Raw genomic sequence first — 18,416 nt, forward strand, 5'->3', positions numbered from 1 at the left:
TCTCCAAATCTATTCAAGATTTCAGGATCGACGGATTATGCTGAAGTTGTTACCGGGAAGAGCATGACGCGATCGACGAACCCGCAGCGAGCGACCATCAGACTGCTGACCGCGGTCCTGGTGACGCTGACGGTTTTGTTGTCGCAGTTCGCACCTGCGGGAGCGGCTCCGACCTATCGTCACGTCGCCTCATGGAACGCCGCGCTTTCCGTTGACGGCGATCAAGGACACGGTGTGACCAACTCGGCGGTAGCCCTCGCCGGCGAGCATGGCGCGACGGACAGCTCATGCAGTAGCGACTGTCCGGTCAAATACGTCGCTCTGGCTTATGGAGCGACGGGCGCCGAGTTGCCCAAGGCTCGCATTCCCTCTCACGTCACGGAGCTGATCGGTCGACCGGTCGACACGGGCGTCAGACCTCCACGGGTCTGACATCTCGATGCCGCCTCCTGTGGCCATGTCGCATCCGATCGCTTTCGATGGCTTTCGGCTGCAAAGCCGATCCGCCTGAGCGCGGGCCGGCGCTGGATTCCGGTCGGCATCCCTGAACCTTCGACTATCAGCACTCCTTCCAGATCCGCGCGGTGCAGACACCGCGTGGCGGAAAACGCTTCGGCCGCTGACGGCCGTAGATCGGAAGGCACATCCCAAGTGAGTAACGAGGAACGACCTATGTTGAACAAACTGATCATCGCCGCCGCTTTCGCATCCACGGTCATTGCCGCCCCGGCGTTTGCCGGCGGAACGCATGCCGGCGGTGACAACAAGGAAATGGCCGTCGGCAAGCCCGGCAAGGCCGACGCTGTCGACCGGACCATCGAAATCACCATGCTGGAGACCGAGGACGGCGACATGATCTTCGAGCCCTCCAGGATCGAAGTGACGAAGGGTCGGACGATCCGCTTCACGATCGAGAACGAAGGCGTGCTCGAGCACGAGTTCGTCATCGGTACGCCGAAGGCGAACCAGAAGCACAAGGGCGAGATGGCCATGTCCGCGGACATGAAACATGCCGACGCCAATGCCATCCGGTTGGACGAGGGCGAGGACGGCGATATCGTCTGGACCTTCACCAAGACCGGCAAGTTCGAGTTCGCCTGCCTGATTCCGGGGCATTACGAAATGGGCATGCACGGTCCGTTGATCGTCGCGGCGAAATAGGTTCGCGCCCGCTTCGGCGTTGCGCGGCCCAGGCCGGCCGACGCCGGACGCCGCGCAAGAAATACCGCGGGCCCGGTGAATTCTCCGGCGGGCCCGCGGTTCAAAAGGATCGCCAGTCTGCAGCGGTCGCCGAATTATCACGCAGCGTTGTATTTCCGCGCCTTCAATTCGACGGGATGATGAATTAGACACTGGCTATGATGCGGTTCTTGTTGACGCTCCTTTTGATTTTGCCGATCTTGCTGACGCCCGCCTATGGCATGGTGCTGGCACCGGCGATCGATATCTCGATCCCGGAGGCGAGCGGCGCGACGGCGCGCGCGTGGAGCAATGCGGGCAAGCGTTGCGGCATGGCGGCGAAAGGCCAGCAGTCCAGCCGCTGTGTGGTAGATCTGATCGCTATTCTCTCGCCCGCCGTCTTGGCCGCCGGCAGCGATCGCGCCTTTCACAAGCGAACTGTCGATCTCCAGGGGCGATCACGGACGCCGCGTCCCCTGACGAAACCGCCTAGAGCCTGATTCTCGCCGTCTCCGGCCGATCGTACTCGGCCGCAAATTCTATTGAATCAGGATTATCCCTATGCTTACACGACGCGCTATCCTCGGCGCCGGCCTGTCCGCGACGGCATTGGCTGTCAGCGGCTGTGTCACCTCGCCGCCACCGGTTGCGCCGGCCCCGAAACCCGCCCCGGTTCCGGCCTATCCGCTTTCCTACGGGCCAATCTCCACCGAGCCCTATCCGATCCCGGCGGTTCCACCGGGTGTGGTCGCGCCGCAATATTGGCGTCAGCTCGTCGACGACCCCACGGGAGAGGTTCCCGGAACCCTCGTCGTCGATCCAGGCGAGCGCTTCCTCTACCTCGTCCAGGAGGGCGGGAAGGCTTTGCGCTACGGGGTTGGCATTGGGCGTGCCGGCTTTGCCTGGTCGGGCAAGGCGACGATCCAGTACAAGCGCCACTGGCCGACCTGGACGCCGCCGACGGAGATGATCGCCCGCCAGCCGGAACTGGAGAAATATTCCGCCGCAAATGGCGGCCAGCAACCCGGGCTGGACAATCCGCTCGGCGCGCGGGCGCTCTATCTCTTCCAGAACGACAGGGACACGCTGTACCGCATCCACGGTTCGCCGGAGGCCAATTCGATCGGTCGCGCCGTGTCTTCCGGCTGCGTCCGGCTGCTGAACCACGAGATCATCGATCTCTACGACCGCGTGCCCGAAGGTACGACGGTGCTGGTTCGCGCGGCGAAGGAACCGGAAGGGCTGGTGTGATGGCGCACCTGCTCCCGTGGCATGGCGCCGAAGCGGTCGACCGCTTTGTCTGGTGGTTTGCCCGATGATGCGGTGGGGGCTCATCCTCGCCGCAATCATTGCGGCGGGAGTCGGCTTGTGGACCGTCATGGCGCTTCCTGGCGTCGGGGAGGCGGGGCTGTTGCGCCCCGCTGACGCGGCCGTGGTGGCGCAAGGGCAGTCGCTCTACGCGGCGAACTGCGCCTCCTGCCATGGCGAGAACCTGAAGGGGCAGCCGGACTGGCGCTCTCCCGGTCCCGACGGCCTGATGCCGGCGCCGCCGCACGACGAAAGCGGTCATACCTGGCACCACGACGACGAGACCCTGTTCCGGCTGACCAAGCTGGGGCCGGCGGCTGTCGTCGGTGGTGACTATGAGTCGGCGATGCCGGCCTATGAGGACATGCTGAGCGATGAGGAGATCGTCGCGGTGCTGTCCTACATCAAGTCGACCTGGCCCGAAGAAATCCGCACCCGCCACGATTCGTTGAACGCCGCGCGGGCGAAAAGTAAATGATCGACGGTGGGCATCCCTGATTGGGGTGTCCGCCATCGATGTTATAATCGGTGTCTCTCTCCGGAGCGCCGCGCCGCTCCGGCCGATTTCTTATGCCGCAACGGCCTGAATTTTCGAGGATACCCATGATCTCCCGACGCCGCTTCATGCTGGGTACGGCTGCTCTCGCCGGATCGGCACTCACGCCGGCCGCGATCCGTGCCGCGTCCGCGGCCGAACCCTTGCCGGAACTGCGCGCGGCTCCTGGAGTGGCGCAGCTTCTGCCCGCCGACTCGTTCGGTCCGACCAAGGTCTGGGCCTATAATGGCGCCACACCGGGCGAGGCGATCCGCGTCAAGGCCGGCGAGCGGGTCCGACGCAGCCTTGTCAACGACCTGCCGCAATCGACGGCCGTGCACTGGCATGGCATCCGGATCGACAACGCCATGGACGGCGCCGCTGGCCTGACCCAGGATGCGGTCCCGGCGGGTGCCCGCTTCGACTATGACTTCGTCGCGCCGGACGCCGGTACCTTCTGGTATCACAGCCATGACCGTTCCTGGGAGCAGATGGCGCGTGGCCTGAGCGGCCCGCTGATCGTCGAGGAGCCGGAGCCCTGGCGCGGCGCCGATCGCGAATTGACGTTGTTCATCGATGACTGGCGACTGACCAAGGACGGCAGTTTCGACGAGGATAGCCTCGGCAGCCTCATGGATTGGGGGCATGGCGGGCGCATCGGCAATGTCGTGACGGTCAACGGCACCGTCGGACCCGAATTGCCTGTCAGAGCCGGCGAACGCATCCGGCTGCGCCTGATCAACGGTGCCAATGCCCGCATCCTGGGGGTCTCGCTCGAAGGGTTTGCCCCACGCCTGATCGCCGTCGACGGCCATCCTGTCGCGCCCCGCGGGCTTAAGGACGATGTGGTCGTCCTCGCCCCGGCGCAGCGCGCCGACGTGGTCGTGGATTGTCAGGCCGAACCCGGCGCGCGCGTTCCCATCAAGGTCTATGCGGACCGGGCCTGGATCGATGCCGCCGATCTCGTCTATGACGATCAGGCGGCGCTGCCCGCAAAACCGGGCGACATCCAGCCGCTGGCGGAAACCATGCGCCACGCGCTGGACATGGACAAAGCCCTCGACGTCCGGCTCGACATGTCAGGCGGCGCCATGGGCTCGATGGAACGGGCGATGGTCGGGGGACGTGAGCGCGGTTTCGAGGAGCTGGTGAAGCTGCGACGCGTCTGGGCCTTCAATGGCGTGGCCGGCGACATGGACGAACCGCTGTTTCGCGCCTCGGCAGGGCAGACGGTCAAGCTGACGATCTTCAACGACACACGCTGGCCGCATGCGATGCATCTGCACGGTCACCACTTCAAGGTGCTGACCCGCGACGGCAAGGCCGATCCGAACGGCGACTGGCGCGATACCGTGCTCAACGCGCCGATGGAGACGATTGAGGTCGCGCTTGAGGCGTCCAATCCGGGCAAATGGCTTTTGCATTGCCATATGCTCGAACATCAGGTCGCCGGCATGAAGACCTGGTTCGAGGTGGCATAGACGCTTGCCCCCGCTATCGACTCGGAGAGCGCCGCGCCGGCTTCCGGCAAGGGGCCCGCGCGCGTTGAATCCGCCGCTTCGCCCGACCGATTTACGGCCGATGGAGAATGTTGCCGTGGTTCTCGATCGAGTTTTTCGCGCTGATCAACGGCCGAGTTTTGCCCGCGCCTTCTCGGCGACGGCGGCGGGGGTGATGTTGAAGTGTTCGTAGACGTCGGGGCCGGGCGCCGAGGCGCCGAAACTCGTCATCCCGACGACATCGTCCTCGCTCTCCACATAGCGCGCCCAGCCGAACGGGCTGGCGGCTTCGACGGCGACGCGGGGCGCCGAACCGAGCACCTCGTCGCGATAGGCTTTGGGCTGCGCCTGGAACAACTCCCATGAGGGCATCGACACGACGGCGGCGGAGATGCCACTGTCGGCGAGAAGCGCCTTCGCTTCCACGGCCAGGCCGACTTCGGAGCCGGTGGCGAGGATGGTCACGTCGCGGTTGCCGTCAGCCGCGGCGATGACATAGGCGCCCTTGGCCGAGCGGTTCTCCTTGGCCCCGTCCGCCCGCAGCGTTGGCACGCCCTGGCGCGTCAGCACGAGAGTCGAGGGCGTGGCCTTCGCGGTCAGCGCCAATTCCCAGCACTCGGCCGTCTCGACCCCGTCGGCGGGGCGGAAGACATTCATGTTCGGCATCGCCCGCAGCGAAGCCAGATGCTCGATCGGCTGGTGCGTCGGGCCGTCCTCGCCCTGGCCGATCGAATCATGGGTCATGACGTAGATCACCGGCAGCCCCATCAGCGCCGACAGGCGCATCGCCGGGCGGGCGTAGTCGGTGAAGCACAGGAAGGTGCCGCCGAAGGGCACGAAGCCGCCGTGTAGCGACAGGCCGTTCATCAGCGCGGCCATGCCGTGCTCGCGCACGCCGTAATAGATGTAGTTGCCGGTGTAATCCTCGGTCGAGATCGGCTTGGCCGCTCCGGCCTTGGTCAGGTTTGAGCCCGACAGATCCGCCGAGCCGCCAATCAGCTTCATCGATTTCGCGGTCAGGGCGTCGATCACCGTCTGGCTGGCCTTGCGGGTGGCGACGCTCTTTTCCCCGGCAAGCTGGATCTTGACCTCGGCGAGGATCGCGGCCGCGTCGCCGTCGAACCCGTCCGCCATCACGCGCTTCCAGTCGGCGGCCTTTTGCGATTCCGCCTTGGCCAGACGATCGGCCCAGGCGTCGGCCTCGGACGCACCGCGCCCGCCGACCGCTTTCCAGAAATCGGTGACGTCGTCGGGCAGGACGAACGGTTCGTGGTTCCAGGACAGGGTGTCGCGGGCATAAGCGATGCCCTCGGCGCCGACCGGCGAGCCGTGGATGCCTGAGGTGCCGGCCTTCTTGCCGGCGCCGTAGCCGATCGTCGTGCGGCAGGCGATCATCGTCGGGCGGTCCGACGTCCGCGCCGCTTCGATCGCCTCCGCGACGGCTTCCGGATCGTGGCCGTCGGCGGCCAGCGTGTTCCAGCCGGCGGCCTCGAAACGCGTCTTCATGTCCTCCGACGTCGACAGGTCGGTGGAGCCGTCGATGGTGATGTGATTGTCGTCCCACAAGACGATCAGCTTGTTCAGTTTGAGATGGCCGGCGAGCGAGATCGCCTCCTGGCTGACGCCCTCCATCAGGCAGCCGTCACCGGCGATCGTGTAGGTGTAGTGCTCGCACAGGTCCGAACCGAAGCGGGCGTTCAGGATGCGCTCGCCGAGCGCCATGCCGACAGCGGTGGCCAGGCCCTGGCCGAGCGGTCCGGTGGTCGTCTCGATACCGGCGCCGTGGCCGAATTCGGGATGGCCGGCGGTCTTCGAGCCGATCTGGCGAAAGCGCTTCAATTCGTCGATGGGAAAGTCTGCGTAGCCGGTCAGATGCAGGACCGAATAGAGCAGCATCGAGCCGTGGCCGGCGGAAAGGACGAAGCGGTCGCGATCCGGCCAGTCGGGGCGGGCGGGATCGAATTTCATGAACCGGCTGAACAGCACCGTGGCTGCGTCCGCCATGCCCATTGGCATGCCGGGATGGCCGGATTTGGCTGCCTCCACCGCATCCATCGACAGGAACCGGATAGCATTCGCCATGTGGCGGAGGGTGGTGGCGTCCGTGGCCGCGGCCATCTCGGCTGAATCCTGCATCGGTCTCTCCTTGTGGAATCCGCTGGAGCGGCTTCGCGGCTCGTTCGTCCGGCCGGGGGGCTTCGCATGCACACCGCAGCCTTGCTGCATCTCAAGAGCGCCAGCAGGTGAGGGGGTTGAGACATCGGCCCGCCGGCGCGACAGCCTGCCTCCGCCACCAGAGCGCAGAAGACCTAATGCACGGCCTGCGCCCGTTTTTCAATTCCAGGTGCCGCTAAATATTGATCATGCGAACACTAAAAAAACTTGTGATTACATGCCCTCTGCGCCTCGGCGGCTTGCGATCGAACAGGTCGGCGCGACCGATGGCGAACGGAATTCCGATCGACAATCGAGGGGCCGGTCGCGATGTTTTCACGCCATCGCAGGCGGCGCTTCGGCGGTTCGCCAGAAGCCCTCTACGCATCGGCCCATGTGCCCAATCGGTGGCTGCGCGGTCGGACGTCAAATCGGCTTTCGCACCTCCGAACCACCCAACCAAAACGTAGCCGGCTATATTTGTTGAAACCGAATGCCCGCTCGTGCGTTAGTGCAGACTGGGAGCTTCCGGGGGCGGCGCCTTTTCTGAGTTTGGCGGGCGTCCGTGTCGAATAAATCGTACGATCACCGCGTGATGATCTTGGGAAAAATCGATCTGCGTGAGTGAAGCGCAAACTATGGTGCCGCGTAAGGGGGTCTGCCGACGACGGGGCGGAAACAACGCGAGCGCCGTGGGCGGCAGAGTATATCGCTGAATGAAATCTTTGGAATTTGAACGCCTCTTCGAGGCCCTCCCCAGTCCTTATATGGTGCTGGATTCAGACTTGCGTTACGTGGCCGTTAACCGCGCCTACGAGAACGCCGTCATGCGAACGCGCGCGGATTTGGTCGGAGAGAAGCTCTTCGACATGTTTCCCAATGAAGGCGAAGGCGGGCGCCGATTGACGGCCTCCTTTGATGAGGTGCTTAAGAGTGGGGCGCCCGATACGATCGCCTTTATTCCCTATGAAATTCCCCGCCCGGCGGAAGCCGGGGGTGGATTCGAGCAGCGCTACTGGACGGCGACGCATACGCCGCTGAAGAACGTTGAGGGCAAGGTCGAATTCATCATCCAGAATACGATCGACGTGACCGAGATCGTTCGTCTCAAGGAGGCCAGTTCTGTGCCGTTCCGGGCGGTTCCCAGCGAATTGGCACTGCTCAAGCACGCACAAAACGTCGAGGAAGCCTATCAGACATCGGTCTCTCAGGCCGAGGAATTCCGGGGCTTGTTCCGGCAGGCGCCGGGCATGATCGCGGTGCTGCAGGGACCCGATCACGTCTTTACCTTCGTCAATGACAGCTACTCCCGCTTCATCGGCGGGCGCGACACCATCGGTCGCTCGGTCCGCGCCGCCATCCCGGAAATCGAAGGGCAGGGCTTCTTCGAAATGCTGGATGAGGTCTACAGCAAAGGCCGCAGCTTTTCCGGCGAGGGCGTCAGGGTGATGATCCGCTCCCAAGAGCAGGCTGAACCCATAGAGTCCTTCATCGACTTTTCCTACAACCCGATCCGCGATGCTGCCGGAGAGATATCCGGTGTCTTTGTTCAGGGCTTCGACCGGACTGAATCGATCCGCGCGGCGCAACGCCAACGGGTTTTGATCGACGAACTGAACCACCGTGTGAAGAACACATTGTCGACCGTGCAGGCGATGGCGCGGCAGAGTTTTCGAAATATCACCAACCCGGAGGAGGCTCGTTATGCCTTCGAGGCGCGGATCATGGCGTTGAGCCAGGCGCACGACGTCCTTTCGGCGCGTCGCTGGGAGGCTGCGGGCCTGTCTGTGCTGCTGCGCCAGGAACTCGCCGGCTTCGATCCCGCGCGGGTTCGTATGGTGGGGCCTGAAGTCCATTTGACGTCGAAATCAGCCATCGCCCTTGCCATGGTCTTTCACGAGCTTGCCACGAACGCCAACCGTCACGGGGCGATGGCCACCGCCGCCGGCACGCTGGAGGTGGAATGGACTGTGTCGGAGCGAGGAGCGAGGCGTCATCTCGCCGTGACCTGGCGGGAAGCCCTGGAAGACGCGCCGGAGCGCGAACTGACCTCCGGCTTCGGCGTCCGCATGCTGAAGCGGATTATCGAGGGCGAGCTGGCTGGTACGCTTTCTCTTGACCTTGGCAATTCCAGCCTCATTTGTCGCTTCGATGTCGCCCTCTCCGAGGTGGACGAATTTGAAATCTCAGCCGCGTAATGGATCTCGTGACATGAAGGGCCTGAAGATCTTCGTCGTCGAAGACGAGAGCCTCGTTGCCATGCAGCTGGAAGACATGCTGTTCGACCTGGGTTGTGAGGTTGTCGGTCTCGCGATGCGCCTCAACGGCGCCCATGAGATGATCGACTCCGGCATAAAGGTCGACCTGGCGATCCTGGACGTCAACGTGGCGGGAGAAAAAGTCTATCCTGTCGCCGCACGCTTCCGCCAGGCCGGGGTGCCGATCGTCTTTGCCACCGGCTATGGCCGCGCCGGCATCGAGGAGGAATGGCAGAGCTGCCCCGTGTTGCAGAAGCCCTATACCGAGCAGCAGATCGAAACGTCGATCGGCTCGGCGCTGGCGTAACGGCCAAATGGCCTCTCTATTCGTCGCTCGTCCCGGTCAGGAACATCACCAATTGCCGCTCGCTCATCCCGAGACTGGCGACGCGCGCATTGGGCCTGGCCTTGCGGGTGGCCTCGCGCCGTTCGGCGTCGACCATAAGCAGCAGCTTCGTGCCGCTCGTCGCAAGCGCCCCCGACAGCGTGGCGTCGAGTTCGCCTTGACCTTCCAGAACGACGACGGCGAGGGCGAAATCGCGGCGGGACATGCGGTCGAGCGCGACCCTCTGGCTCTCCGCGATGGTCGCGCGGGCGCCGGCGCGCTCCAGCGCGTTCGCGGTCTTCACCGCCCGGTCCGCGTCACCATCGCAGATCAGCACGTCGCGGCCGGCCAAAAGGCTGGCCCAGGAGAAGTTGTCGAAGCTCTGAAGTCCTGTCGTCATCGCTCCATAAGCGCATCGACCGCCGACAGCCGCAAGCCAGCGGCACGGCCCGGTGCCGGCCGCATCGGGATTATTTCCTCTCGCACCGGATCGATGCGCGTCGCTATTCGTTGATCGGCGGCGCGCTGGTCTCAACCGCCGTCGAACAGGGACAGCCCCGGAAGCCACGGATTTTCGCATGGACGTTTTCGTCAAGACCCTGATGGACAGCCTCGGTGCCTTCGGCATCGCCCTGTTGATGTTCCTGGAGAACGTCTTTCCGCCGATTCCGTCCGAGTTGATCATGCCCTTGGCCGGCTATCAGGCCGCGATCGGCCAGATGTCGATGGTCACCGTCATCCTCGCCGGGACGATCGGATCGCTCCTCGGCATCATTCCTTGGTACTACGCCGGCAAACTGATTGGCAAACGCCGACTGAAACGTCTCGCGGCGCGTCACGGTCGCTGGCTGACATTGTCGCCCGAGGACGTCGACTCCGCCGACGCCTGGTTTCGTCGTCACGGCTATTCGGCCGTCCTGTTCGGCCGCCTGATCCCCACCGTCCGCACGCTGATATCGGTGCCCGCCGGGATCGCAAAGATGTCGCTGCCGATCTTTCTCCTGCTGTCCGCGATCGGCAGCGCCGTCTGGACCAGCCTGCTGGCGGGCGCGGGCTATCTGCTGGGGAAAAACTACGAGGCGGTCGAAGCCTATGTAGGTCCCGTGTCCAATGTCGTATTGGGTCTGATCGTGATCGTTTACATCTACCGGGTCGTGACCTTCGAGTCGAAGGACGAACCGGATGCAAGCGAGCGGTCGGAGGCGGAGGGGTAGGGCGGCGCGGACTGCCGGAGGAAGAGCGGAGACCGGTTTTCCACCTGATCCCCCGCAAATTGTCTGGATTGGATTCGAGTTCATCGTGATTCAGGGTCCATTATCCTATCATCGACGGCCGGTGCGAAGAGGGGGAGGGCATCCATGCTACGAACGCGCGCGAAAAAGCAGGCCGGCACGGTCACGGGGCTGTTTCGCACGGGCGACGGTGGCTTCGAAACGGCACCGGTCCCGTTCCTCGATCTCGGCTTCGATGGCATCGCCGGCGATCGCCATGGCGGAACCACACGCCGGTCGAGCGGACGCGAGCCTTGGTATCCGCGTGGCACGGAAGTCCGTAACGAGCGGCAGCTTTCGCTGCTGGCCGCCGACGAACTCGCCGAGACCGCCGCACGCCTCGACATTCCCGAGATACGGCCGGAATGGATCGGCGGCAATTTGCTCGTTGAAGGCATTGCCGACCTCTCGTGGCTGCCGCCCCGCACGATCCTGATGTTTAACGGCGGCGTCACCTTGCGGATCGACGGCGACAACGGCCCGTGTCGGCTCTCGGGTCGGGCGATCGCCAGGCGGTATGAGGGTCGCGGCGACATCGAACTCGGCTTCGTTTCGGCGGCAAAGCACCGACGCGGCCTCGTGGCGTGGGTCGAAAAGCCGGGCAGGATCGTCGTGAACGAGGCGTTTGAGGCGCGCATTCCAGAGCAGTGGATCTACGAATAAGGTTCGTCTCTGCCCGTCGTTGCTCCGCTCCGCAGATCTTGCGCCATCGCTTCGCCGTTGTCCGCCTCCGGATCGAGCCGCCGCGTCGCGCCCCAGCGATCGAGCATGGCGTTGATGGCGTCGAGGACGAAGAAGCGGGCGGCCTCCCGGTCGTAACCCTCATCCATCAAGGCATCGTAATCGGTATGGGCATGTCGGATATGCGCCACGGTCGCCAGCCAGACGGCGCTCTGGGGCGACAGCGCCCGCATGTGGCGCGCGCCCGCCGCCGCGCGGATCGCCTCGGCGTCGACGAAAGGCGCGCGCGGGATCGTCGCGGTCAGCGCGCGGGCGATGCGCTTTTGCCGGTCGGTCGGCATCCTTTTACTCCGGCGGCGCATCGATGGCCGCGAGATACGGCTTGATGTCGACGAGCGGCGTGCCGTCGCGTACGTCGATGGCATCGATGGTGAGAATACCGCCATCAAGATCGACACGAAGCAGCCGAACGAGGTGCAGCCCGATCGGGTTCGGACGCACCGGAGAACGCAGCGTGAAGGTGCCGCGCGGGCCGTCGGCATGACGCGGCGCCTGTAGGGCAAGGTCCCGCTCGGCGCCATCGAGCCACGTCAGCAGGAACACCCAGCGATCCGCGCCGAGCCCGGTCAGCGCGCCCCGCCAGCGCGCGTCGATCTCGACCCGGGCGGGTTGCCCGCGCTCGCGTGCGTCGGACAGGTTTTTCGGACACTCGTCCAGGCTCGCCCAGGGCGACCGAACGCGGCCGATGAAGACCAACCCCGCATCGTCATAGTTTGGCTCAGGCCCGTCGAAGCGAACCTCGCCGGGGCGAACGGCCGGCGCGCTCTGGTCGGAGGCCGTCATCGCCAATCCTCCGAGCGCCGGCAGCACCTGTCCGCGAACGGTTTTCGCGAAAGCGCCGCGCTCGCCGAAAATCGCTTGCATCGAATAGGCTCTTCATATAAAGATATCTTTATATCGTAATCGAGATGCGTCATGCTGGACATCCAAAAACTTTCCTTCGAGCCGCTCGTCGACGCCCTCAAGGCGGTCGCCGAGCCGACGCGCCTTCGCCTCGTTCTGCTGCTCGCCCGGAGCGATCTGACGGTGAGCGAGCTTACGACGATTCTCGGTCAATCGCAGCCGCGCATTTCGCGACATTTGAAGCTGCTGGTGGAGTCGGGCGTGCTGGCGCGATACCAGGAGGGCGCCTGGGCCTATTTCCGTGTCAGCGACGACGCGTCGGTGGTTGGGCTGGTGCGCTCGCTTTTATCCTGGGCGGACGAGGCCGACCCGTTGATCGAACGCGACGGCGAGCGGCTGGAAGCGGTGCGAGCCGAGCGGGCGCGTCGCGCCGCCGATTATTTCGCCCGCAACGCCGGCCGTTGGGATCGCATCCGCGCGCTGCATGCCGCCGACGCCGAGGTCGAGCGAGCGCTTCTCGCCGCCTTGGGGACCAAGCGGATCGGAACCCTGCTCGACATCGGCACGGGTACGGGGCGAATTCTCGAGCTCCTGGCGCCGCGCTGCGAACGCGCGGTCGGCATCGATGCCTCGCGCGAGATGCTGGCGATCGCTCGCGCCAAGCTCGACGCGGCCAATATCATCAACGCCCAGGTGCGTCAGGGCGATGCCTATCATCTGCCGGTCGAGCGCCAGGCCTTCGATCTCGTGACCCTCCATCAGGTGCTGCACTATCTCGACGATCCGCAGGCCGCGATCGCGGAGGCGGCACGGGCCGTCGCGCCGGGCGGCCGTTTGGCGATCATCGATTTCGCTCCCCACGAGCTGGAATTCCTGCGCGCCGAGCACGCGCATCTGCGCCTCGGCTTTTCCGAGGCAACGCTGGTCGGTTATCTGGAAGAAGCAGGTCTTGAGCAGGTCAGCATCGATCACCTCGTTTCCAGCGGCGGCGAGACCGGGGAACTCACCGTGACCATCTGCATTGCGAAGGACCCGCGCCTCCTGGTCGCGGCAACCGCCTCCGCCCGTCAAACCTTTGTCAGCTGAGAAGAGAAAGTCGTCATGAGCCGCCCCAATCCCCTTTCGACGTCCGGCATTGATGTCTCCTTCGAGTTCTTTCCGCCGAAGACCGAGAAGATGGAGGAGAATCTCTGGCGCGCGATCGAGCGGTTGGCGCCGCTCGGCCCCAGCTTCGTCTCGGTGACCTACGGTGCCGGCGGTTCGACCCGCGAGCGTACCCATCAGACGATCGAGCGCATCCTGAAGGAGACGCAGCTGACGCCGGCTGCGCATCTGACCTGCGTCGACGCCACCAAGGAAGAGGTCGACGCCGTCGTCCGGCAATATTGGGAAACAGGCGTTCGTCATTTCGTCGCGCTGCGCGGCGACAGCCAGGCCGGCGTCGGCGGCGAATATGTGGCCCACAAGGATGGTTATCGCAACGCGGTCGAACTGGTCGCGGGCCTGAAAGCCTTCGCCGATTTCGAGATTTCGGTCGCTGCCTATCCCGAGAAGCATCCCGAAAGCCCGGATTTCGCTACCGACATCGACCTGTTGAAGCGCAAGGTCGACAACGGCGCCACCCGTGCCATCACCCAGTTCTTCTTCGACAACGATACCTTCGAACGTTACGTCGAGCGGGTCCGTCGCGCCGGCATCTACATTCCGATCGTGCCCGGCATCGTGCCGATCCACGACTTTACCAAAGTCGCACGCTTCTCCCAGGCAACCGGCGCCACTATCCCGGCCTGGCTCGCGGCGCGCTTCGAGGGCCTGGAGGACGACGAGCAGACGCGCAGCCACGTCGCCGCAGCGGTCTGCGCCGATCAGGTGCTGGATTTGCAGAAGCGCGGTATCTCCGACTTCCACTTCTACACCATGAACCGCGCCGATCTGGTCTATTCGATCTGCCACATCCTGGGGCTTCGCGCCGACGAGGCGTCGGCGCCGGCAGGCTCCGCCAGCGAAGCGGCCGCCGCCTGAACTGCTGGCGGCGCGGCGATCGGATCATGATTCAAAAAAAGCCGGGGTAACCCGGCTTTTTCGAATTGGGGCCGCTAGAAACGCGGCGTCGGATCTCATCCGATATCAGGGCACGACACCCATGACCATGGCACCGACAAAGACAAAAGCGGCCAGGATCATCACCAAATTCAGCGAACGCGTAAGTTCCATGTGCATCGCCTCCTCGTTGACGAGATGTGCCCGGAAGGTAACGAACCTGAATCGATCGTAAACCCCAATTCGTCGCTGCGCCGCACTGACGGTTCGAGCCAACTGCCGCAAACCACTGCAATGACTCGAGATGCAGGCGCGAAGAACGTCCGATATTTTTTTCACGCGCTGGCTTTCGTGATCGAAAGCCAGCCGAAACCGCTGTGGGGTAAGGCTAAGCGTCCCGCCGGGCCTGCTTGGCGTTACGCCTTGAAATGTCTGGTGATCTCCACTTGCGCGCTGGGTAGAACCGCGAAACCGCGGCGCCGGGGGCACCGAGGTGCGTTCCCGATCGCCCCCGCCGCATTCCCGCCGCATTGACCGGCCTCGCTTTATCCCGCTTGCAGGCGGTCTTCGAGCAGCCTGGCGATAGACAGCGTCGTCCGGTCGCGGCCGAAGCGGGTGACGATCGTCAGGCCGAGCGGCAGGCCCTCGGGCGTCGCCAACCCCGGCACGTTGACACAAGGGTTGCCGGTCAGCGTCCACAGCTTGTTGAGCGCCGGGTCGCCGGTGGTGGCGAGTCCCTTCGGGGCCGGCCCGAAGGCCGAGGGCGCCAGCAGCGCGTCGCAGGTGTCGAACAGCGCCGCCGCCGCCTTCCGGCCGATCCGCGCGGTTCGCCGTCCCGCATCGTATGCCTCGGCCGTGACCGCTGCGCCTTCATCGAGCTGCGCCAGCACCTTCGGTCCCATTCGGCTCCGATGCATCGTTCGCTCGTGTAGAAGCGCCTGTGCCGCCTCGAAATTCTGAATGTCGCCATGCGCCGTGCGAGCCGCTTCCAACGCGGCCGGCTCGGGGAGGTCGACGAGCTTGGCGCCGGCCGCTTCGAGCGCCTTGGCCGCCGTCTCCCATGCCGCCGCCATCGCCGGGTCGAGACGCCCCTCGGGGCCGGTGTCGAATGCCGTGCGATAGAGCCCAATCGTCAGCCCAGATGCGTCGGCGAGCGGCGGTGCCGTCAACTCCCGCCCGCTGAGGCATTCCGCCAGCAGCGCCACGTCGGCGACGCCGGCCGCGAACAGGCCGGCGGTGTCGAGCGTCCAGGAAAACACCTTCATGCCGACGGTCGGCAACAGCCGGAAGCTCGGCTTGTAGCCGGCGATGCCGCAGAACGAGGCGGGACGGATCACCGAGCCGCCGGTCTGCGAGCCGCAGGCGGCCGCCAGCATCCCCGCCGCGATGCCGGCCGCCGAGCCCGAGGACGAGCCGCCGGGCGTGTGGGCCAAATCGTGCGGGTTGCGCGTCGCCGCCGGGTCCATCGAGGCGAATTCCGTCGTCGCGGTCTTGCCGAGAATCGCCGCGCCCCGCAGCCGGGCGGCGGCGACCAGCGCCGCATCGGCGATCGGCTGGTGGCCTTGATAGATCGGCGAGCCGTGCTCCGTCGCCATGTCGAATGTGTCGAAGATGTCCTTGACGCCGAAGGGCACGCCGCGGAGCGGCCCGGTGGCGGCGCTCGCCGCAGCAATGCTGTCCGCCGACGCCCGGCGGACGAAGGCGCCGATCACGCCGTCCAGGCTGTCGATACGCGCGTTCGCTTCCCGGATGACGGTTTCCGGCGTGGTGCGTCCGGCCTCGATGTCGGCGGCGATGCGGGTGACGCTCAGCGGCGCCAGCGTCACGGGGATGGGCGAGGGAAGGGACATGAGCGGTCGATCCTGTTGTGGTGCCCGCCTGTTTAGAGGCCGCGCGGGCGAGCCCGCAAGCGCCTGTCACCCGAAGGCGCGCCGAATCGGCTAAGCTGCCCATTCGCGTCCGGTGCTCTAATTGCGGACGAGCCGGCCGGTCATCCGGCCGCGAGCCCAGCGGAGAGACGCCTTGCAGAGTTTTCCAACGGCGAAGGACGCCGCCCTCACGCTGCGCCCCGACGTGCCGGTCTATTGCTTCCGCCCCGACGTGCTCACCGCCGACGCGCAACGCTTCATGGCGGCGTTTCCGGGTGACACCGCCTATGCGGTCAAGACCAATGGCGAGCCGATGGTGCTCGAAACCCTCAGCAAGGCGGGGATCAAAATCTTCGACGTCGCCTCGCCGGGCGAGTTCGCCGCGGTCAAGGCCGCCCAGCCGGATGCCGAGATGCTCTACATGCACCCGGTCAAGGCGCAGTCGGATATCCGCCTGGCGCTGGAGACCTACAACATCCGCGTCATGTCGCTCGACCATGAGGACGAGGTCGCCAAGATCCTGCGCATCGTCCGCGCCCTCGATCTCGACCCCGGCACCATCACCCTGTTCGTGCGACTGCAGACCAAGGGCAGCGCGGCCTACGAACTGTCGAAGAAGTTCGGCGCCGCGCCCGCTCACGCGGTCGAGCTTTTGCAGCGCTGCCACAAGATCGGCTTCAAGGTTGGCCTGTGCTTCCATGTGGGCTCGCAGATCGAGGACCCGGAGACCTACGAACGGGCGCTGGCCTCGGCCGACTGGGTGCGCAACCGCGCCGACGTGCCGCTCGCCGGGCTCGACGTCGGCGGTGGCTTTCCGGCCGAATACGGCCACGACCCCCGCCGCAAGAAGCGTCAGATGCCGGGGCAGGACGAGATCATGGCGCGGCTCAGCGCCGATCTGGCCGAATGGGCGTTCGACGATCTGCCGCTGGTCGCCGAGCCGGGGCGGGTGATCGTCGCCAGAGCCTTTTCGCTGATCGTCCGGGTGCTCCTGCGCAAGGGCAAGCGGCTCTACATCAATGACGGCATCTGGGCGTCTTTGTCGGATTCATGGACCGGCAAGATCACCCTGCCGGCGCGCTTCATCCCCGATCCGGCGAGGACGCGCCGCAATGGCGATCCGAAGAACATCCAGGCCTTCAAGGTCTGCGGCGCGACCTGCGACAGCGTCGACATCCTGTCGCGGCCGTTCTGGCTGCCGGAGACGGTGGACACCGGCGACTGGATCGAGATCGGCCATATCGGCGCCTATTCACTGTCGCTGCGAACCCGCTTCAACGGCTTTTACCCCGACAGCTTCGTCGAAGTGACGACGCCCTTCGACGCCGGTGCGGCGGCTGAGGGCTATGCCAGCCTGGAGACGATGGCGGATTGAGGGGGCGCGCGGGGGCAGGGGACGCTTGAGGCAGCCTGCAAAATCGAGGAAGAAGTTGGCCTCGAAATCCTCGGTCCGTGGTCGGACTTTGAATGGGAAATGATAAACGGCAAGCTGAGCGCCCTGCGCTGGGTGATCGGGGAAGACTGGGACATGCTCGACACGTAACGGTACCGACAGAAACTTGGGGGAGGGCTGATGGACGAGTTCGGACTTGGCTGGGCGCTCGCAGGTATCCTGCTCACGGCGGGTCTTGCGACGCTCGGCACTTGGGTGGTCAACGTTCAAACGCTACGGCACGAGCGTGAGACCAAGCAGGAGGAGATCGAGCGCCACGCGCGTTACCTTGCCATCCGCGTGATCTGTGTACTGGATCCTTTCGTCTCCGACTGCGTCGAGGTCGTGCATGACGAAGGCGTTCCCAGCCCGCCGGAGCGCGAATACGTATCCTGTGTCTCGACGCCGAGCCTCACGCTTCCGGAAGACGTCGACTGGCGCGCCGTGAAGCCCGACTTGATGTACAAGATTCTCGGCTTCCCTAGCGAGATTGCCGTAGCCGACCAGACCATCGGCCGGACCAAGTCGGAAATTTCAACACCGCCTGACCATAACGAGTTCTTCTGGGAGCGGACAATCCGCTACGGGAAGCTTGGCCTCGCCGCTATGAATCTCGCCGACGATCTCCGAGGTATCTACGGCATACCGGCACGCGACGACGGAGACTGGAATGTGCGGGAGAGCCTCGAACTGCGTCTAACTAAAGTCGAGAAGCAGAAGGCAGACTCCGAGGCGAAGCAGGCAGAGTTCCACAGGAGGATGTGGGAAGAGCATGAGGCCAGGAAGGCGGTAGAGGCTGTGCCAGCGCTTCCCGTGTCGGACAGGCAGCCGATCTAAGGCCTGGCTCGAAAGTCCAGCTAGAGCATCCGGCGAATAATTTGAATCGACGGGTTCCCATTTGATGTTCGGTTTGATTCTCTGTGAGCAGGAGGTGCTTCATGGGAAAGGCTGTTTCATCAGATT

20 protein-coding genes are annotated in these 18,416 nt (G+C 64.8%); 14 read left to right on the plus strand and 6 right to left on the minus strand.

The window, feature by feature from the left end:
• Positions 1 to 63: 63 nt before the first annotated feature.
• The 6 genes from VSX60_RS12605 (at position 64) to VSX60_RS12630 (ending at position 4,503) form a co-directional block, all read left to right on the plus strand.
• Positions 64 to 432 carry a hypothetical protein gene (locus tag VSX60_RS12605; protein WP_327624553.1) on the plus strand — a complete coding sequence of 123 codons (369 nt, stop codon included), beginning with the start codon at positions 64 to 66 and terminating at the stop codon, positions 430 to 432.
• 240 nt (positions 433 to 672) lie between these two features.
• The gene (locus tag VSX60_RS12610; RefSeq protein WP_327624554.1) at positions 673 to 1,161 is read left to right on the plus strand and encodes a cupredoxin domain-containing protein; all 489 of its coding nucleotides are present in this window, start codon (positions 673 to 675) and stop codon (positions 1,159 to 1,161) included.
• A 209-nt stretch (positions 1,162 to 1,370) separates the two neighbouring features.
• The gene (locus VSX60_RS12615) at positions 1,371 to 1,679 is read left to right on the plus strand and encodes a hypothetical protein (RefSeq protein WP_327624555.1); all 309 of its coding nucleotides are present in this window, start codon (positions 1,371 to 1,373) and stop codon (positions 1,677 to 1,679) included.
• 61 nt (positions 1,680 to 1,740) lie between these two features.
• Positions 1,741 to 2,430, plus strand: coding sequence for a L,D-transpeptidase (locus VSX60_RS12620; RefSeq protein WP_327624556.1), 690 nt, complete (start codon positions 1,741 to 1,743; stop codon positions 2,428 to 2,430).
• A 67-nt stretch (positions 2,431 to 2,497) separates the two neighbouring features.
• The gene (locus tag VSX60_RS12625; protein WP_327624557.1) at positions 2,498 to 2,965 is read left to right on the plus strand and encodes a c-type cytochrome; all 468 of its coding nucleotides are present in this window, start codon (positions 2,498 to 2,500) and stop codon (positions 2,963 to 2,965) included.
• A gap of 125 nt (positions 2,966 to 3,090) precedes the next feature.
• On the plus strand, positions 3,091 to 4,503 hold the full coding sequence (locus tag VSX60_RS12630; protein WP_327624558.1) for a multicopper oxidase family protein: 1,413 nt from the start codon (positions 3,091 to 3,093) through the stop codon (positions 4,501 to 4,503).
• A gap of 144 nt (positions 4,504 to 4,647) precedes the next feature.
• Here the strand turns inward: VSX60_RS12630 and tkt are convergent, their stop codons facing one another.
• Entirely contained in the window at positions 4,648 to 6,657 is a 2,010-nt protein-coding gene (gene tkt, locus VSX60_RS12635; RefSeq protein ID WP_327624559.1) for a transketolase, read from the minus strand.
• A gap of 734 nt (positions 6,658 to 7,391) precedes the next feature.
• Here tkt and VSX60_RS12640 point away from each other — a divergent pair.
• Positions 7,392 to 8,873 (plus strand): sensor histidine kinase, encoded by a 1,482-nt coding sequence (locus tag VSX60_RS12640; protein ID WP_327624560.1) that lies wholly within the window; start codon positions 7,392 to 7,394, stop codon positions 8,871 to 8,873.
• A 13-nt stretch (positions 8,874 to 8,886) separates the two neighbouring features.
• The gene (locus VSX60_RS12645; protein WP_327624561.1) at positions 8,887 to 9,240 is read left to right on the plus strand and encodes a response regulator; all 354 of its coding nucleotides are present in this window, start codon (positions 8,887 to 8,889) and stop codon (positions 9,238 to 9,240) included.
• A 16-nt stretch (positions 9,241 to 9,256) separates the two neighbouring features.
• Here VSX60_RS12645 and VSX60_RS12650 read toward each other — a convergent pair whose 3' ends face one another.
• Positions 9,257 to 9,658, minus strand: a complete 402-nt coding sequence (locus VSX60_RS12650) for a hypothetical protein (RefSeq protein WP_327624562.1) — start codon at positions 9,656 to 9,658, stop codon at positions 9,257 to 9,259.
• 178 nt (positions 9,659 to 9,836) lie between these two features.
• Here VSX60_RS12650 and VSX60_RS12655 point away from each other — a divergent pair, with 178 nt between their 5' ends.
• Both VSX60_RS12655 and VSX60_RS12660 read left to right on the plus strand, forming a co-directional pair.
• Positions 9,837 to 10,472, plus strand: coding sequence for a DedA family protein (locus VSX60_RS12655; protein WP_327624563.1), 636 nt, complete (start codon positions 9,837 to 9,839; stop codon positions 10,470 to 10,472).
• Between the two features lie 144 nt (positions 10,473 to 10,616).
• The gene (locus tag VSX60_RS12660) at positions 10,617 to 11,192 is read left to right on the plus strand and encodes an MOSC domain-containing protein (RefSeq protein ID WP_327624564.1); all 576 of its coding nucleotides are present in this window, start codon (positions 10,617 to 10,619) and stop codon (positions 11,190 to 11,192) included.
• Here VSX60_RS12660 and VSX60_RS12665 read toward each other — a convergent pair.
• Together VSX60_RS12665 and VSX60_RS12670 are read right to left on the minus strand one after the other, a co-directional pair.
• On the minus strand, positions 11,183 to 11,572 hold the full coding sequence (locus VSX60_RS12665; RefSeq protein ID WP_442873092.1) for a DUF2293 domain-containing protein: 390 nt from the start codon (positions 11,570 to 11,572) through the stop codon (positions 11,183 to 11,185). The two genes, VSX60_RS12660 and VSX60_RS12665, sit on opposite strands and share 10 nt — an antisense overlap.
• A complete protein-coding gene (locus tag VSX60_RS12670; RefSeq protein WP_327624566.1) occupies positions 11,556 to 12,134 on the minus strand; it encodes an SAM-dependent methyltransferase in 579 nt (192 codons plus the stop codon). Before VSX60_RS12670 ends, VSX60_RS12665 begins: the two co-directional genes overlap by 17 nt.
• 51 nt (positions 12,135 to 12,185) lie before the next feature.
• On the opposite strand from VSX60_RS12670, the gene VSX60_RS12675 reads away from it, so the two are divergent.
• Positions 12,186 to 13,199: an ArsR/SmtB family transcription factor gene (locus VSX60_RS12675; RefSeq protein WP_327624567.1), complete on the plus strand. Its 1,014-nt coding sequence runs from the start codon at positions 12,186 to 12,188 to the stop codon at positions 13,197 to 13,199.
• Positions 13,200 to 13,214: 15 nt separating this feature from the next.
• Complete coding sequence (gene metF, locus VSX60_RS12680) at positions 13,215 to 14,135, plus strand: methylenetetrahydrofolate reductase [NAD(P)H] (RefSeq protein ID WP_327624568.1); 921 nt, start codon at positions 13,215 to 13,217, stop codon at positions 14,133 to 14,135.
• A 105-nt stretch (positions 14,136 to 14,240) separates the two neighbouring features.
• On the opposite strand, the gene VSX60_RS12685 is transcribed toward metF, so the two are convergent.
• Together VSX60_RS12685 and VSX60_RS12690 are read right to left on the minus strand one after the other, a co-directional pair.
• Complete coding sequence (locus VSX60_RS12685; protein ID WP_327624569.1) at positions 14,241 to 14,492, minus strand: hypothetical protein; 252 nt, start codon at positions 14,490 to 14,492, stop codon at positions 14,241 to 14,243.
• Between the two features lie 206 nt (positions 14,493 to 14,698).
• Positions 14,699 to 16,003 (minus strand): amidase, encoded by a 1,305-nt coding sequence (locus VSX60_RS12690; RefSeq protein ID WP_327624571.1) that lies wholly within the window; start codon positions 16,001 to 16,003, stop codon positions 14,699 to 14,701.
• Between the two features lie 172 nt (positions 16,004 to 16,175).
• On the opposite strand from VSX60_RS12690, the gene VSX60_RS12695 reads away from it, so the two are divergent.
• Together VSX60_RS12695 and VSX60_RS12700 are read left to right on the plus strand one after the other, a co-directional pair.
• Positions 16,176 to 17,396 (plus strand): alanine racemase, encoded by a 1,221-nt coding sequence (locus VSX60_RS12695; protein ID WP_327624572.1) that lies wholly within the window; start codon positions 16,176 to 16,178, stop codon positions 17,394 to 17,396.
• 198 nt (positions 17,397 to 17,594) lie between these two features.
• The gene (locus tag VSX60_RS12700) at positions 17,595 to 18,290 is read left to right on the plus strand and encodes a hypothetical protein (RefSeq protein ID WP_327624573.1); all 696 of its coding nucleotides are present in this window, start codon (positions 17,595 to 17,597) and stop codon (positions 18,288 to 18,290) included.
• Positions 18,291 to 18,416 lie beyond the last annotated feature (126 nt).

The sequence above is a fragment of the Aurantimonas sp. A3-2-R12 genome, assembly GCF_036016755.1.
GTDB lineage: Bacteria > Pseudomonadota > Alphaproteobacteria > Rhizobiales > Rhizobiaceae > Aurantimonas > Aurantimonas coralicida_A.